We start from the raw sequence: 16,928 nt of genomic DNA, 5'->3' as shown, positions 1-16,928 counted from the left end.
TAATCACCTCTAATCTCCTATTTCCCACGGACGACCTGACCTGACAGCGGCGTCGTGAGCCGTTTCATAATTTGTCTTAAATATACCTTCAAACCTTGATTCAAACAATTCATGATTCAATAAATCAATATCTTTCGTATTGTAAGTTCCTTGCTGTAATCTAGTCCATGCTTGAGCAATTTCATAATCAGGGTCAAACCTTCCATTTCCGCTTGACTTGATATGCTCATTATTAAATACATGGTCTTTGATGCGTTGTATCCGGCTTTCTGCAATTCCTGTATTCTTTGAAATCCCCTGAACATCTGAAGTTGATGCTCTTATACTATCATACATTTTCGATGCTTCAGCTTCTTGACGGAAATATTCATCTACTGAGAGGTTATTACGACCTCCAGTCTGAATATTACCCGCTCCCTCAGTCCCACACTTCATCAACCCCAGTGGATCAATGTAACTCACCGGATTCCCGTTCACGTAGGCATATCGGTTAAATGTCAGCCCATCCTGAATTTCTCCACGGATCACATCTCGGTTCAAACCGCTTCAGCTTTGGATCATAGTACCGTGCTCGCATGTAATACAATCCGTTGACATCCGTCATAACCCCGTCCCGACCATTATACGCAAATGGCTGCTGGGTTGCTCCTTCATGCTGCTCCAGTTCGCCATATAATCCATATGTATAGCGATCCATCACCCGGTTCTGTTCATCCGTCAGCAAAGTTGTACTGCCGCGCATATCGTAGTGGTAACTTAGATAGGTTCCTTCTGCATCTTCTCTTCCAATCAATCCGAGCCCATACACGTACCGTGCCTTCACATTGCCCTCGCTGCGCCAGTTCAATTCGGTCCCCTTGTGAGTTGTACCGATACTTCAGTTTTCCTGCCTTCACCAGACGGTTGCGAACATCATATTCGTAGGCAGAAGCGGTGCTGCCATCGGTCGCATACAGCAGATTGCGGTTAGCATCCATCTCGACGGGATAGTCCCCTACCCGCTGTAGCTATAACAATTTTGACAATTAATAATTTTTTTTACTTCTACCAATGCGCCCCATCTATCATGGGAACCATAGTACAATTTTGGGATAGTCGGGTTTGTAATAATCCGGTCCATTTATATACTTTACATTGCACGTTTTCAATATGTACTCTTACAGTTTCTCTTTATTGTCAATTAGTAAGCAAGTATGAGCAGAATAATATGTAGTTAAATGAAAAGTTAGTTTCTCGATTCATTCATCACTAAATCCTTCTAAAAGAAATGACCTTGAGGCCAGAAGCCATCAAGGTCATGATCTCTCTTAAAAGAATTAATAAAAATCTTCTAGAGATATTGCTTCTATTGAACTACAATAAAATTCTATTTGATTAAATCCATCATTTTCACCATAACCACTGTCATCATGGACATGATATCTATTGCTGTTTTCCCATCCAAGCGCTTTCTGATCATGAATAATTAAACTGTCGGTAAGATTTATATTTGTTACCTTTCTTAGAGTTAAATCAGAAACATTATAATACTTAAATTTAAGCTTAAACCTCTGGTTACTTTTTATTAGTGCTACAAAGAAGGTAAGTTCTAAAGTCGATGAAGAGGAGTCCAAACCATCAATATTAATACTGTATTCCACTCCTATTATACCTTCATAGCTCCAAGATCCTAATTCATTTAATTTACCAGTAATTTTTTCGTAGTTTTCTATAAAATTCATTTTTGAACCTCCTACTTAATCAATAAACTCAATTTGATTTGTTTTTTTATTAATCTTCCCTTTTCTCAACCTCCCATTACTTTTATCCAAGAAGTATTTGATTTCTTTAACACTTTTCCCTGCGTCTTCATAAATAAATTCATGCATATGAGGATTCGTATGGTGGAGACTATTACCATGATTACTATAATCCACTCTATATTTTTGTTTCCCTGCCTTGTCATAAATAACTCTAGAATACTCAATCTGTCCGCTAGAACCCAGTCGATTAAAATCCATTCGTGTATTTGGTGTCCCTTGTTGAGGGGCATAGTTATTTTTATAATAATCCTCTGGTAAAAATGGCTCTTTAGCAAAATCATCATTTTTACTCTTCCCCCCAGTCTCACACTTCATCAACCCCAACGGGTCAATGTAGCTTACCGGATTCCCGTTGACATACCCATAGCGGTTAAAGGTCTGTCCGTCCTGAATCTCCCCGCGGATGACGTCCCGGTTCAGGAAACGCTTCAGCTTCGGATCATAGTACCGTGCTCGCATGTAATACAATCCGTTGACATCCGTCATAACCCCATCTCGACCATTATACGCAAACGGCTGCTGGGTTAATCCTTCATGTTGCTCCAGTTCACCATACAATCCATACGTATAGCGGTCCGTCACCTGATTCTTCTCGTCCGTTAGCAACGTCGTACTGCCACGTAGATCGTAGTGGTAACTCAGATAGGTTCCGTCGGCATCTTCACGTCCGATTAGCCCCAGACCATAGATGTAACGGGATTTCACATGCCCTTCCTCGTCCAGCTCCATCAGCACCCGGCTCAGTTCATGCGCATCGTCGATCACATAGCGGGTCACTTGCCCTCGCTGCGCGAGTTCAATCCGGTCTCCCTGCGGATTGTACCGATATTTCAGCTTGCCTGCCTTCACCAGTCGGTTACGGGCATCGTATTCATAAGCGGAAGCGGTGCTGCCATCCGTGGCATACAGGAGGTTACCATTCGCATCTATCTCTACGGGATAGTCCCCTACCCGTTGTAGGCGATTGTCCCAGGTGTAGTGTAACTGCTGCTGTATCAGCAAATTGCCAACGGGTTCAGACACCCCGACCTTTTCACTCGTCAGGTTGCCTGACGGGTCATACGTGTAGTGTACAATACGGCCAGGCTCTGCGCCACTGCTTAGGCGTTTCAAGGTATCGTACGTGTACTGTTTATTCTCTTCCTTCAGCAGCAAGCCGCTTGGGCTGTATGCGTACTTGAATTGCTGTAAACGAATGCCCTGTCCGCTCGTATCTGTCAGGCGAGTCAGTTGGCCCGCGGCATCATACTCCCGTTGCTCCTGGCTGCCGTTCGGGCGCCGAGTCTCGATGAGCTTCCCGCTTGCATCATAGCGGTACCGGGTCAGGCGGCCGTTCCAGTCCTTCACTTCAGCCAGTTCACCCGTGGCTTGGTAGCGATACTGCACCACTTTGCCATCCGGATAGGTCAGTGCCGTCATCCGGCCGGCGGCATCATACGCATATTGCAGCAGGTGTCCAAATCCATCGGTTCGGGTAAGTAATCGGCCTGCTGTATCGTAGGTTCGTTCCTCATGCTGCTCGGCTTCCAGCACACGGGTCACCTGTCCATCCGGCGTGTAGGTCAGCACGATTTCGCCTGCTTCATCCGTGGCACGGATCAGGCGGCCCGCGGCATCATACGCATACCGAGTTTCCTGTCCCTTGGCATCCAGCTTGGCACTTAACCAGCCGCGTTCATCATACCTATATGCCGTCCGTGCGCCTGCCGCATTCGTTTCCTGCAGCAAGCGACCGCTGCGGTCATAGGTTAGACGGGTCTCGTTTCCACTGGCATCGGTATAACTCGTATTGCGGTCTTCCCCATCCCATGTCTGACGATAGATCACTTCATCTGACCCTTCGCCTTGAATGACTTCGGTCAGGCGGTGCGCGGCATCGTAGCGATAATGGCGGGTATGGCCATCCGCGTCAGTATCTTCAATGCGTTGATGGAGGGCATTGAACCGCAGCCGCGTCCTGTGACCGAGTCCATCCTGCCATGCCACGGGACGACCTGCGGCATCATAGATCAGTTGCTGGACCGTCCGACCTTCGCCATCGATGACGGAGACTAGACGACCTGCACCATCGTACTCATACCGCGTAACGTGTCCTAATGCATCGGTCACGGTCTGCAATCGACCTGCGTTATCATAGGAGAGCTGAGTGGTTTCGCCCAGTGCATTCGTCTCGGCAATCAGCCTGTTTTCGACATCATAAGTATACTGCCGGGTGTGACCGAGCGCATCGGTGATGGTTGCCACTTCCCCGTTCGGCGTATACGTATACTGCATGGAGGCCCCAGACGGACGGGTCTCCCGAATGCGCTGCCCACTGGCATCATACACGGTCTGCCACATGAGGCCCAGCGGGTCGGTGACGGAGGTCAGGCGATCTGCACCATCGTAGCTCCGGCGGCTCACACTTCCGGCTGCATCCTTCAGTTCGACTAGTCGGCCTGCTTCATCCCAGCCAATCTGTAAACGTCGACCTTCCGGATCCAGCGTATGCTGCAGTTCACCTGTCTCGCTGTAGGCATAGGTCCAGATGGCTCCCGTGAAGTCCTGATACGTGGCGGTTTGTCCGGTTTCGGTATAGGTCCACTTGGCTGTACTACCATCTGGACGGGTCACTTCGGCCAGTCGTTGTTGTTCATCGTACTGGTAGGTAGTTACGCCACCTTCGGCATCGGTTTCACGCGCAACTTGGTGGTGCGCAGTGTAATGATATTCCGTTTCATGACCCAGTGGGTCAATTTCCCGGATCAGATGTCCCTCTTCATCGTAGACATACGTCGTCGTTTCGCCCAATGGGTTGGTGACACTGGCCATCTGCCCTTGTGACGTGTAGGTGTATCGAGTTATACCGCCAGCTTCGGCATGCACTTCGAGAAGCTGTAAGGCGTCATCATGCACGAGGATGCGCGCCTGACCCAGCCGATTGGTCACAGTGGTCCACGTCTGACCCGGATGACTCTCGGTATCATACGCCATCCGCCCCGCTACACCGGATGGGTCGGTTTGCGCAATGATTCGGTACTTCTCGTCATAGGTATTGGTAAACTGAACAACGCCGGCTTCGCTCAACGACATCAGACGCCCTTCGCCGTCATGGGTCATTTCTGTGATTGTACCGTCCGGTTCGGTTAGACGCACCAGAAATCCTGCGCTATCATAACCAAATGTCGCTTCACGCAAGGCATCCCTGACCGCGGCAAGGTTTCCTTCCGCGGTGTAGTCCAGTGTCAGCACACGTCCCGTGACCCGGTCCTGCAACTGCTGGAGTTTTCCTTCTTCATCATAGACCAGATCAAGTGACAATCCGTCCTTGTTGGTGTGACGAAGTAGTACGCCATTGAGATCGAATTGGTACATCTCGCGCGGACTACGGGCTGTATAGCGCCAACCCTGCTCGGTGTAGCTCAGCTCGTCATGGTTCACATCCAGGTCATCACTGCGGTAACAGCCGTCCCCTTGGTGCGTAAATCGGTTTTTCCGTCCCGGCGTCCAGCAAACATCTACGATGGGTTGATATACATCTCTAGCTTCAAAGGTAGTCTGGAAGTCTTTTGGACTCAAATCCAAACGTAATCCATATTGATGCGTCCAAGCCGGGCCAAGTTCTCCCCGCTGCAACAGTCCCGAATGGTAGATTAGGGTGAAGGGCCAGTCGGCTGCTCCGTGCAGCGTCAGCAGACGGTGATTCATAAACTGATGACCGGTCGCTGCGTGAATCGGGTCCTCCACTTTACTTTCTGCATGTGATTTTTGAGGATTCTGCGTTTCGGTGGTTCGCCCTGTAGAGGGAGATTGCGACGAAGAATCGATATCCTTCGACTTAGGCGCCCCTGGCGCATCTACGCCTTTCGGAGCGTTACCTCCGGGTGTCTTCTTCATCATTGAAGCGGCCGCTGCAGATCCCGTTCCTGCCGCCGTACCTGCTGCTGCCGCTGCCTTCTCGGCATCGGTGAGTCCCGTATCGTGTCGTGTGGACCCGGCATCGCTTGGCGCATCGTCTGCTTTGCCCGTGGGTTTGTTACTGGTCATCGGCGCGTCACCTGTATCCCTAGAGCCTGCGGGGGCTTCGCCTGCCTTGGTCGACTTCGGCGTTGCTCCAGCAATATCCTCCCCGGCTTCTCGGGTCGAGTTCCCGGGTACTCCCGCCTTGTTGGGGCTGGTCGGGATCGCATCGATCGCATCATCGGCGTTGCGACCGACGGTTTTTGCTGCATCTACGGCGTCGTCCGCATGCTTCACCGCTTTCCCGGTCAGATCCATGGCTTCATCCGCATATTTAAAGAGCGAAGCCGCTTTATTGGCCCCTTTCCCCAGCGGTCCCAGCACGGCAAGACCACGCTCATACCAGGCTAGTTTCTCTCCCGTGAGCAGATCCCGGCCAGTGATGGCCTCGATGATCCCTTTCACATTGCCAACGACAGGCAAGAAATCCAGCACCGTCCCCAATGCAAAGGTGAGGAAGCTCGCCAGCTTCCCCCAGTTGAATTTTTTGCCCTCCCGATCCGCTTGTTCATATTCTTCTCGTTTGCGGCGGGTCAATTCCGACAACAGTTCCAGCTTGGTTTGCAAGCCGTCCAGTTCCCGCATCAGGTGGGTGAATGTACTTTGTACCCCACCTTGGCTGAGAGTTTTATAACTTAGACTGTTCATGGACCGATTCAGGTCCGCACGCAGATCCCCCATCTCATCCGCGGCTCCGTTCAGACTTTTTGAGGTCCGCTTCAGGTCGGATAGGCTGACTTCCAATTTCACATTGCTTCCCCCTTATTTCTTCTTCGCAGCCGCAGCGGCTGCCGCTGCGGCCGCTCGTTGTCTTTCGCGCTCCTGACGCTCACGTTCCTGGCGTTCTCTCTCTCTGCGCTCTTCTTCAAGATCTTCCTGCATGAACTGATTGGCTAATGCTTCCAGTCGTCGTGCGAATTGTTCCATTTCATCCGCAGTCTGTCTCATCCGTTGAGTTGTGTCCCTGAAATCATCCATAAAGTGTTGATACACTCTACCCTTCCAGATCATAGACTGTACATTACTATTAATACTGGAGCGTTCATTCTCCAGCTTGTTGCTGTTGCTGCGTAATTTGGAGGCAATGCTCCGCAGTTTACCGACGTCAGGCCGAATTGGCATATGTACATCTCCTTACTTTATTGAATCTGCCTTACTGAATCTCTCGGAAATGGCTTTAAGTTCGTCCCCTACATCCTTCAGTACAGTTGATACACTTTCCAGCTGAACATGGGCATCTTTGTAAGAGGAATAGAAACGCTCTTGAGATTTCCCCTCCCATTCCCCGGTAATTCCATCGATCAATGACTTTAACTCTCTGGACAAAGCAATACTTTCCTGACTGCTGGCCAGAAATCGGGTAGCGATCTCCTTAATACGTTCAGGTTCAATTTTGATACGGTCTGCCATTTATTTGACCCCTTTTCCATCCAGTTTTTCGATTTGATCCGCAAATCGTAATAACGCTTTTTTTAATATCGCCGGCTTATATGGCTGGAACTGAAGCGTCCCCTCCGTCAATTCAACCGCCAGATACAGCTTGTCTCCCCATTGCGCATAGTGATAATCCTCCTGATGCCACATCAGTCCATGCCTCTTCATAAACATCATAGAGCCTGAGCGCTCCCCATTACTGAAGATGTCTAACGCAAGCTCTGCCTGTTCTTCGGTATGCCCTGCTTGAACTAGTCTATTATGCTGGTCTATTTCGGTAAGCTGATTCCATTGATCCCATGTGCAGTCTTTGATGACCGCCTTTTTGGCCGCACTCTTATATTGAAGTGTCAGTGGAAAGAACCCTTTCATAGCTTCTAACGTTAACTGGGCATCTGCCACAGGAACAAGGACAATGCCTCCTGATTCATCTACTGTTTGTTCAACAACGATTCGAGGAGTGAAATAGTAGTGACCTGCGTATTTCCCAGTGCCTTCAATCTTCTTACTCACATGCATCACATCGGCACTGCCGCATGCAGCAATGCAATAAGCGAGCATTTCATTCATATCATAGCCAGCCCCCTCTTGCTTCGGAACAAGATATCCTTTCTCTACAAATGTCTTTTCGATCACCTTATATTCCTCTTCCAATTCCTTAGCCAGATACCCGCGATAAGGATCATCAAAGTTAGCTATATGACGGACTCCCACCAACTGAGTCAAGAAGAAAAATTCTTCAGGAGAGAGTTGGAATGACCACTCTTCCGTTAATTCATTTCCCAAGATAAAGCACTCCTTCAATCACTATTTAAATAGACCAATAACATAAATAATTAGTGCAAAAACCAGCGCACCCACTGAAGCACCTATTACATAGATCCACATACGGTCATAGGTGGACTGTTTATTCTGTTGGATCAGTTGATTCCAGCCTTTTTTTACGAGGGTCTGCTTAGGTTCAGGGTTAAAGACAGTCTGATCTATGCCTCCTTGTACCTGCTCCATGGCAATGGAGATTTCAACATGAAATGGCGAACGATCGTTAAATTGCTCAATCAGCTTGCCATATTCCCAGAAGGCCGATGTCAGATTCCCCTGACGTTCCAATTGACGGGCTCGAGACAATTGATTCTCTTGGGCGTGACTCAAAGCGTTAACAGCATACTCACTCGGCAAGTGAATAGATTCCTCTGCTGGTTGCTCCAACTCTATTTCCATTTCAGATGTTGAAATCGCCTCTTGCTCCACGAATTGCTTCGCTGAAGCCAGTGCAATCTGCCACTCGCCAAAGGTTGGGCATTGCTGTAGTTGCTCTGCATTCCACAACCGGTCTAGCAACGCTGCTACTTCAGGGCCATACTGTTGCTCGAGCGTCGCTTGAAGAAGTACATAGCGCTCACTTTGTTGCTGGATTTCTTGTGGATCAAAATAACTATCTCCCCACGCTTGCTTACATATGTCTGTACTCGACCAAGCCAGCATCTCGGCAAGCAGGATTCCACCAGCAAATCGATCCGCAAGAGGACTCCAGTCCCCATACTCTCTAAGGAAAGTTGCGGTATATCCCGTTGCACCCTCTGGCAGATTATCGGGTTCCTCCAATTGCTTGGCGTACATTCCTTCCACATCAACTAATTCAACAGACATGTCCTCCGCCTCTTGATTAGGATTGACGATCAGCAGATTAGAAGCTGACAAGTCGGCATGGGCTATGCCAGCTTGCTCCAATACAGCCATGGTAGATACCAAAACCATTGCCAATTTCATTGATTGTTCCCGAGATAATGCCTCTCGGCCAAGCATTAATTCACTCCATGTCACACCATCAATCCATGGCATATGTGCACCGTAAAGTAATTCAGGATAATGTCCGAGCAACTCCATATCTTCTATCGGATTCAATATCGTTCGTGACCATACGCTCAGTCCCGAGTGGACTGTGAGGCCTGCCATGAGCTCTGTTAACTTCATGACAGAAGGCTGTCGGAAGGCTGGGCGGAACACCTTCAAGGCACTGTTTTCTCCCGAGCTGTTAATAAGCTTGTATACTGTGCCTTCCCTGCCCTCCTGACCATAAGGCATACCATCGAATTGAGGGTGCTGGGCCAGTCTGTAAACCTGGTTTCTGATTCGTAGTTCTGTATTAATATCAGGTGGAAACACGATTCTTGCTCCCCTTTGCACAAAAAAATGATTCGAAATTATATTGTTGAGAAGGAGTTAACCTGCTCAATGCGCAGATAGCTTCCATCCATTGCTTTTACATCCTCCAGAGACTGCTGAAGGTCCATGCTATTCCACTCGCTTCCATCACTGCTAAGATAGTAGCGATAGTTGGATGCTTGAAACGTAAGGGCCATACCTTCATTTAATCCTTTGAGCATGGGTTCAAGTAATTCATGCAGAGGTATCGTATTAGGTAGCTCTACATCTGTCTTTTTTCCAGTAGCATCAATAATTAAGGTCAATAATGTTCGATCCATGTGTTCTCCTCCTTACGGTTACATCGGGGTAGAAGCAGACATCTGCAGCCCTAGTGAAATTAGGTCTTTGCTTGTACCAGGCAGCATCATAAGTGCACCCTTCTGAATGGAATATCCGGATTCCATCATCATTTCGCGATAGCTTTCAGGTACAACCGAAGACATTCGTTTTAATTTCTCTGAATAAGGGTCCACCACGAAGGAATCCGGCATCATACCTTTCCAAGCTCGTGTATCTCGAATCCGGCTAGTGGAAGCATCCTCCGTAATAAAAATATTTTCGACCAGCACTTGTCCATCAGGGACAGACATGGTTTTGATCCGTTCAACAATCGGTTCAGGATCTTCCCCTGTGTAAATGCCATCCGTCATATGACAGATCAGAGGGGCAGGACAGTGCTCCATGTTACGAAGCTCAGACTGAATAATCTTCTCCGCTTGTTTGAATGCCTTCGCCGTGTCTGTGAATCGTTTCGGATATAGCGGTGGCAGACTTCCACGATTAGCGATACGATCAATAGATTTAACACCATCTAGTAGATCGTAGACTTCATCACTGTAGGCAAGAATCGCAATTCGATAACGAGGAGACACTTTTGACCCTTTCGTTGATCGGTAGACGATCTGGCGAATAATCGTCTGAAGTCCCTCGTTAACAATATCCATCCTCCGTTGTCCTTCAAGCTCAAGCGTCATGGAGCCGCTTATATCAATTAAATAGATTAGTAGAGCGGGGGTGCTTCCCGTCGCATGTACTGAATAACTCATAGGAATAACCTCACCTTTTCATACTTTGGATATAGAAAAAGCCAGGTATGTTTACCTGGCTTCTTATGTAACGACTACTGTTGGTCCGCTTGTCTGAAGCGAGTTGAGATAGCTTTTAATTCTGTTCCTACTGCACGAAGCATTTCAACATAAACGGTCATGTTCTTCTTATCGGATTCAAATCTGTCATAGAATCCTTGGGAAGTCATACCTTCCCACTGGGAGCGCATGGATTCCATCAAGGAATTCAATTGCTGAGCCAACTGCTCGCTTTCTTGTGCTGCTTGGTCAAACTTCGATCCTGCGTTATCAATTTCTTCTGGTGTAATTAAAATCTTTGCCATTCCCATCTTCCCCTTTATACCATTTTTATAAATTTTACCCATTAACTATTGTATACAAAGAACTAGTGAATTACCAAACATTTTTTGGGAAAAAAGACTCATATATGAGTCTTTTTTCCTTTAATGTCTTAATTTACGACAAGAACTGCGTTTCTATTTATTTCTGCTACTTGTTCTTCAACCTGAGCAACCCCATTGGCAAATGCATGTACTGCTTTCACACTTACGAATTTCCGTTTAATATAGTAACCTTCTCCATCCGGCAATACTCGACTGCCTGAGACATAAGGAACTTTAATATTAAACAGCTCAGTATCTGTAGATTCAGCCGTACCCAGCAACCAACCGATCTGACCGGATTTAATCTCTTTCATCCACTCATCATAATTACGGTTAATGGCATTGGCTTGCCCAGAAACGATAATATAGACACCGTGCTCCCGTCCATTTCGGGTGATGTATTCCAGATGACCTGTGATCGTTCTGGAGATACGCTTAGCCAGGAAATCAACATCATCCATCATTAGAACCATCTTCGGAGCGAATTCATCTGGATCAGCAACTCTCTCTTCCAGTTTCGTACGTAAGTTTTCGATCATTTCTTCCATCGTTGCTTCATTGGTTGCAAATGCCACTGTATGATGGAGATCTTTCAGGGCTCCCAACCCTTGAGGTGTGCGTCTAAAGTCGCATAGATAGAGTTCAAGCTCATCCGACGAATATTTCATGGCTGACATCAACCCTATTGTGACGAGCAATGACGTTTTACCAGATTCCATTCTTCCGGCAACCATGAAATATGGACCATCCGCTTCCATGTCCCATCCCAACATTCTCAAGCTATCAATGTTCATATGAACGGGTAGCGTAGGATCAGACACCCTATGGATATCTTTCAATACTTCTTGAATAGCAATAACTTCAGGTAATACTCGAATAGACTCTGGTTTAGCAGTCGTACAAGCAGCGTCAAGTACTGCAAACTGTTCACGCAATAACTTGGCACGGGAAGACTCATTCACCGCATTAATGGATAACGCCGTTTGGAACTCGTATGGGGGGATTGCTCCCTTCACAAAGGCTCTTCCTTCCGGCATCTGTGTTGGTGCTTTGGTCAACCTTCCTACGGCATAGTTATAGTCCGCTGCATCTGCAAGCATATATGAGACAGCATTTGGGAAGTTACTACGGATCCGTTCCAGCATGTCTGAAATCCGGTTAATGGTTGCAACAAAGTATATCCCTAATCCTGGTCCTTCACGAAGAAGGGGATCCAGCTTCTCATGAAGCTTCTCGAACTGTCCTCGGAAACTAACATAGCTATCGATAACAACAAGTATGGCTGGAAGCGTATTTCCGGTTTCGGCACAGTAAGACAGTCTGGATTTCACTCCTGTTTCAGCAAACAGTGTTTTCCGCTTACTAATGGTCTCTTCCAGATAATTGAACAATCGGTTCATCTTTTCTTCCTGATCATCCTGAATGACATCCGCCACATGAGGCAACAGTGTATAATCCTTCAGCATTCTTCCGAAATCGAGCGCATAGATATTCACATCATTAGGTGTCGTTTCCATTGCCAGTGAATACAGCAAGGTTTGGATAAATGTTGTTTTCCCCGTACCTGGCATACCATATATCAGCCAATGTCCTGATTCCAGATCGATCCGAAGTGGAAATTGTCTTTGGTTCACTACATCATCAATAAGTCCAACCTGTGGATTCAAAATTTTACCTGGTTCACTTGAACTAACAGCCAGATCTTCCAAGGTCAGATGATTAGGCAGCGGCTCCAGCCAAGGACCTGGTAGACGCTGAATACCTTCGCGTTCCGCTTTCATCGCGATATGCTCAATAAGAACGTTTAATTGTTTTTTACTGAGCGTCTTTTCTTCAGAAGGTTTTGTTTCCTGAATCAACTCCAGCTGGTCTCTTAACTTGGTCTTGCGGCCATCTAATTCATAAGCATACATATTGCGGTCAGATTGCGTAATACTTTGATCTGGTCGATACGGAGCACCGCTCCATGCGAATTGAACGGATTCAAATACTTCATTACTACCGACCTGTAGGAAACCACGCCCCGGGTTTGTAATATGAGCAGCATCCGGAATGCGGATCATCTCACGACTATCACTTTCGTCCTGAACTCGAAGGCAAACTTTATAACGGGAGTTACTCCAGATTTTATCATCTACAACGCCACCTGGTTTCTGGGTTGCCAAGAGCAAATGCACACCCAATGTCCGACCAATTGCCGCAATGGAAACCAATTCACTCATGAACTCCGGTTGGTCTTTTTTCAATTGGGCAAACTCATCGATGACGATGAATAGATGCGGGAGAGGATCCCGATCTTTCCACTCTGTAAGATAATATTCGTCAATATGCTGTACATTACCAGCAGCAATGAATAACCGCTGTCTTCGTTTAAGCTCGGCTTTAAGGGAAACCTTAGAACGTTCGATTAATCCTTCTTCTTCGAGATTGGTTACTGTCGCAATAACATGGGGCAATTCCTGGAACGTGTTGGACATGCCCCCACCCTTATAGTCAATCAGCATAAACGCCATATCATGGGGATGATATTCAACCGCAAGTGATGCAATAATGGATTGAATAACTTCACTTTTACCTGAACCGGTTGTTCCTGCCATAAGTCCATGAGGACCATGTCCTTTACGCTCGATCTTGTCGTGAAGGTTCAGCAGAACCGGCTTTTTCCCCCCTCTAACACCCACAGGGAAAGGCAGGGTATTGGGATAACGTGACTTCTGCCAATTGTTTTCCACATGAAACTGTTCAATATTCTGTATTCCAAATAGTTCAAACAACGTCAGTACATTGACAATCTCATCCGCAGAATTCCGCTTGATCCGATACGGAGCGATCTGACGTGCAAATTGATCTGCTTGTTCCAGTGTCATCTGATCTGATTTGAAAGGTTGTACAAATGGAACCTCATCCTTAGGCTTAGCATAGGTAGTATCGCCAGCGGAACCACCCGTTACATTCGTTGAACGCATGACCCCTTCAGCCGAATGCAAATCAATAACAAGTTCACATTCCTTCGGAAGAACGTCCTTACTCGGTGCAAGTACGATGCTGCAGACGCCAATGACCTCTGAGCTCTTCATCATCAAAGGAAGAATAGGTTCATGCTCCAGCATCTCAATGAACGGCAGGAAACATACGTAAAACGGGAGTGCTTTCTCCCCTTTATTCAACCATTGACGACGCTGTAGCATCGTAAATAATTGCTCCATCAATTGAGGTTGATATCCACGTTCTTCGAACAGATATCTGCCCGAACGGGTGTCGTTCCACACATGCGGAATCCACCTCATCCAGTCCCAATTTTCTCGCTGTATCTTATTCATAAATACAGCCATTTTAAGTTCGTCCGGTGCATGATGTGCCGCAAGTTGGGTCACAACAGTGCGACAGAACATATTTAGTTCTTCTTCGTCGCCAACAAGTCCGATAATGCGATATTTACTCAAGTCCAACAAGGCGGGAGCATTCGTAATTGTAGTGAATTTCTCCGTCATTTCCCTCGCTTTTTCAAGCATCGGATCCTTCTCTACCCCGTTTTGCTTAGGTATTGTAATGTCGAAGTTACTTGGCACGGTTCCAATGCCTACGCGAACTTTCAAAAAGTCGAAATCTTGTGGAATTCGCTCCCAAACCGAAGAGCTTCGATCCTTCACCATATTGATACAAAATTGCGGATCCAAGTGGGTTTGGTGCCAGTTCAGGATCAATTCGTTTTTCCAGTTCTGCAGCGTTTCCCTGTTCTCATTGATATGATTGTCGTATAAACGTTCACGATCTTTAATTTTCTTGCGATGCTTCGCTTTACTCTGAAAATGAACGAGTACAGGGACAAAATATGAAACGACCATCATACAGAGGGAAATCATCTGCACGGTTACAAATTGCCCATTCCCCCGACTTTGATAAAAAGTCATCATTGCCGCTCCACCTGCAACTGTAACCATGATGGGAACCATAATCGAGATAATGTTCAGTTGTGGTGGTTGAGGAAGTGAAGGTGGGGAGAAAATTTCCACTTCCTCTCCCGAAGTTTCCTTAATAATCCTAGGCGATCTCTTATAAAAAAAGTGGGACATGCTCAGTCTGCCTCCTCTACAACGTATTTTTTATCGATTCATGCAGCCCTTCGGATAATAACCTGCTGCTGCTGCATCTCTCTCACTTGAAAATGTCTCATCCTCCCGATAACCATAAGAACATGTACTAGGGTAATAATATTTAATACCGGTTGTCAGATCGACAGCGCCTTTAATCTCTGTTTTCTTGACCAGTCGGCCTCCACCAAGAGCGTAGTTGTTATAGAATTGGTCCCCTATCGGAATTCCTTGGATAAATGCCATAATTCCAATGTCATCGATGGAGTTGATCCATTCTTCCTGTGAAATTTGTGGAAGGCTAAAGGTATAATGGACTCCGTACCGAGTCGCGTACTCATTATGTTTGTTTATATAATAAGCCAGATCCTGTTGAATACTTTTCACGATGACACTTTTTCGCATCGCTTCAAAATTGGCTGCATTGTCTAATAAAGGAATGTTGGTTGTGCCCTCCAAATCTTCACGGAACCCTTCAACCCAAGCCTTTGCGTAAGAATCATACGCATATACATAACTGTCCAACGTGAAATTAATACTGTTTCCTCTGTCGTCCGAGTACGAATATGGTTTCTTCGGTCTCCACATATGCTTGAATACCCTCTCGCTATTAGCATCCCTATACTCATCCACTGCGTACAAGTCATAGCCATCGTAATCAATGACGGCAACTGCAGGAATATATCCGGCAAGAGCCCCCTGTCTGACAGGATCATTGACAACATCGAAATTTAAATAGAGTGTGCGAAAAAAAGTGTCCAGCGCTCTCTCTTTATTTGCAAAGAAAAATTTTCTCGACTGATAACCCGCCTCATATTCTTGAAGTACATTCATATTTAGCATCTGAGAAGCATCCTGAACTGCAGTATGCAGTGAAGCTGAATATTGATCAGATAAGGCCTGAGCCGTTTTTTGGTCTCCTGTTCGAAAATCCATGACGAGATAGAAAGGGACAAAGATACAGATAAACAATATTGCCAGATTAGTAATCTTCATTGATTACCATTCCCCCGTAAGGAACATAGACCTTAACGTTGCCATCCGTAATGCCTCCAGTAAAAACATCACTAAGAATTGTTGCCATAGTACGATTAACATTTTTCACTTTCACGGTGAAGAAGTCACCTACCGCCATGATATATCTGCGATCGAGATCAGATGCTGGGCTATTTGGAAACAACCTCTGCATAATTTCCTGATTGTAATGACCATCAAAGTAGGTCGTGAAACTATCACGGAAAGTAGCCGGATTAGCCGGATCAGTATATTCCGGATTGTACTTCTTGTGTAAATGTTCCATTTGGATGTCATACTGATTCCCCGTAGCTCCGAGCTTTTGGTTAAACTCCAGATACATCTCAGGAGTGATATACCCCTTGGTTCTAGCGGAATCCACGAATGTAGTCACAGCTGAGTGGATAACGATCTGAGACAAGTCATCCTGTCTTTGAGCCTGTTGGTACAACGGATACAAAAATAACAACACGATGGCAATGAAAATGCCTAATATTTTGGAGAAAGAGTTTTCCACACTAGCTCACCCTTTATGTAAAAACAATGGTTTGTACTTTGCCTTGACTGTCTCGAATATATGAAACAACATAGGTTCGATTGAGATCGACCCCTGATACATCAATACTTTCAATATCATCTGAACTATAGAAGTATTTATTAACTACACGAATATTGGCGTCCAAGGTTTTCATTTGTCTTATGCTTTGAAGAACCTCTGCACCCGTGTAGGTAATTTGCTCCGTAATTTCAAGACTTGTGAACAATCTTCGCTCTTCATTTACTGCAGATTTATGCGTAACGTTTACTGCCGCATCCTGAGACTGAATGCCTCCAAGAGCGAACATGCAAGCGATAATTACGATGCTGATCTCAGCCGCAACTAATATGAACTTTTCGACTGTTTCGCTCATTGGAGACCTCCTTGAGATA

Annotated in this window: 15 protein-coding genes; all 15 read right to left on the bottom strand. The window is 46.3% G+C overall.

All coding sequences use genetic code 11. The annotated features are described in order from the left end of the window. Positions 1–9 precede the first annotated feature (9 nt). Entirely contained in the window at positions 10–477 is a 468-nt protein-coding gene (locus FE296_RS33170; protein WP_223868744.1) for a hypothetical protein, read from the bottom strand. A gap of 13 nt (positions 478–490) precedes the next feature. Next, a complete protein-coding gene (locus FE296_RS33165) occupies positions 491–847 on the bottom strand; it encodes an RHS repeat-associated core domain-containing protein (RefSeq protein ID WP_223868743.1) in 357 nt (118 codons plus the stop codon). A gap of 469 nt (positions 848–1,316) precedes the next feature. Continuing rightward, positions 1,317–1,721, bottom strand: a complete 405-nt coding sequence (locus tag FE296_RS03085; RefSeq protein WP_150364199.1) for a hypothetical protein — start codon at positions 1,719–1,721, stop codon at positions 1,317–1,319. Positions 1,722–1,736: 15 nt separating this feature from the next. Continuing rightward, positions 1,737–6,551, bottom strand: a complete 4,815-nt coding sequence (locus FE296_RS03080; RefSeq protein ID WP_150364198.1) for an RHS repeat-associated core domain-containing protein — start codon at positions 6,549–6,551, stop codon at positions 1,737–1,739. A gap of 12 nt (positions 6,552–6,563) precedes the next feature. Continuing rightward, a complete protein-coding gene (locus FE296_RS03075) occupies positions 6,564–6,923 on the bottom strand; it encodes a WXG100 family type VII secretion target (protein WP_145153643.1) in 360 nt (119 codons plus the stop codon). A 12-nt stretch (positions 6,924–6,935) separates the two neighbouring features. Further along, entirely contained in the window at positions 6,936–7,211 is a 276-nt protein-coding gene (locus FE296_RS03070; RefSeq protein ID WP_150364197.1) for a WXG100 family type VII secretion target, read from the bottom strand. Next, positions 7,212–8,021: a hypothetical protein gene (locus tag FE296_RS03065; RefSeq protein ID WP_150364196.1), complete on the bottom strand. Its 810-nt coding sequence runs from the start codon at positions 8,019–8,021 to the stop codon at positions 7,212–7,214. Between the two features lie 21 nt (positions 8,022–8,042). Then, positions 8,043–9,401: a protein kinase family protein gene (locus FE296_RS03060; protein ID WP_150364195.1), complete on the bottom strand. Its 1,359-nt coding sequence runs from the start codon at positions 9,399–9,401 to the stop codon at positions 8,043–8,045. Positions 9,402–9,439: 38 nt separating this feature from the next. Continuing rightward, entirely contained in the window at positions 9,440–9,721 is a 282-nt protein-coding gene (locus tag FE296_RS03055; RefSeq protein ID WP_017692349.1) for an EsaB/YukD family protein, read from the bottom strand. Between the two features lie 18 nt (positions 9,722–9,739). Continuing rightward, positions 9,740–10,489 (bottom strand): vWA domain-containing protein, encoded by a 750-nt coding sequence (locus tag FE296_RS03050; protein ID WP_145153652.1) that lies wholly within the window; start codon positions 10,487–10,489, stop codon positions 9,740–9,742. A gap of 74 nt (positions 10,490–10,563) precedes the next feature. After that, positions 10,564–10,833, bottom strand: coding sequence for a WXG100 family type VII secretion target (locus tag FE296_RS03045; RefSeq protein WP_190945006.1), 270 nt, complete (start codon positions 10,831–10,833; stop codon positions 10,564–10,566). A gap of 128 nt (positions 10,834–10,961) precedes the next feature. Then, the gene (gene essC / locus FE296_RS03040; protein ID WP_150364193.1) at positions 10,962–14,966 is read right to left on the bottom strand and encodes a type VII secretion protein EssC; all 4,005 of its coding nucleotides are present in this window, start codon (positions 14,964–14,966) and stop codon (positions 10,962–10,964) included. A gap of 30 nt (positions 14,967–14,996) precedes the next feature. After that, entirely contained in the window at positions 14,997–15,980 is a 984-nt protein-coding gene (locus tag FE296_RS03035; protein WP_145153658.1) for a hypothetical protein, read from the bottom strand. After that, positions 15,967–16,515 (bottom strand): hypothetical protein, encoded by a 549-nt coding sequence (locus FE296_RS03030; RefSeq protein ID WP_150364192.1) that lies wholly within the window; start codon positions 16,513–16,515, stop codon positions 15,967–15,969. Before FE296_RS03030 ends, FE296_RS03035 begins: the two co-directional genes overlap by 14 nt. 13 nt (positions 16,516–16,528) lie before the next feature. Beyond that, on the bottom strand, positions 16,529–16,909 hold the full coding sequence (locus FE296_RS03025) for a hypothetical protein (protein ID WP_150364191.1): 381 nt from the start codon (positions 16,907–16,909) through the stop codon (positions 16,529–16,531). Positions 16,910–16,928 lie beyond the last annotated feature (19 nt).

Source organism: Paenibacillus sp. UASWS1643 (assembly GCF_008693195.1).
In the GTDB taxonomy this organism is placed as follows: Bacteria; Bacillota; Bacilli; order Paenibacillales; family Paenibacillaceae; genus Paenibacillus; species Paenibacillus amylolyticus_B.
Note: the sequence above shows the minus strand (reverse complement) of the source record. Positions and strands in the feature narration are given on the sequence as shown.

What these genes read in the sequence shown, in the direction of transcription:
- FE296_RS03055 (WP_017692349.1), bottom strand. Translation starts at nt 9,721, where the DNA reads ATGGATCGAACATTATTGACCTTAATTATTGATGCTACTGGAAAAAAG.
- FE296_RS03085 (WP_150364199.1), bottom strand. Translation starts at nt 1,721, where the DNA reads ATGAATTTTATAGAAAACTACGAAAAAATTACTGGTAAATTAAATGAA.
- FE296_RS03070 (WP_150364197.1), bottom strand. Translation starts at nt 7,211, where the DNA reads ATGGCAGACCGTATCAAAATTGAACCTGAACGTATTAAGGAGATCGCT.
- FE296_RS03050 (WP_145153652.1), bottom strand. Translation starts at nt 10,489, where the DNA reads ATGAGTTATTCAGTACATGCGACGGGAAGCACCCCCGCTCTACTAATC.
- FE296_RS03025 (WP_150364191.1), bottom strand. Translation starts at nt 16,909, where the DNA reads ATGAGCGAAACAGTCGAAAAGTTCATATTAGTTGCGGCTGAGATCAGC.
- essC (WP_150364193.1), bottom strand. Translation starts at nt 14,966, where the DNA reads ATGTCCCACTTTTTTTATAAGAGATCGCCTAGGATTATTAAGGAAACT.
- FE296_RS03045 (WP_190945006.1), bottom strand. Translation starts at nt 10,833, where the DNA reads ATGGCAAAGATTTTAATTACACCAGAAGAAATTGATAACGCAGGATCG.
- FE296_RS03035 (WP_145153658.1), bottom strand. Translation starts at nt 15,980, where the DNA reads ATGAAGATTACTAATCTGGCAATATTGTTTATCTGTATCTTTGTCCCT.
- FE296_RS03075 (WP_145153643.1), bottom strand. Translation starts at nt 6,923, where the DNA reads ATGCCAATTCGGCCTGACGTCGGTAAACTGCGGAGCATTGCCTCCAAA.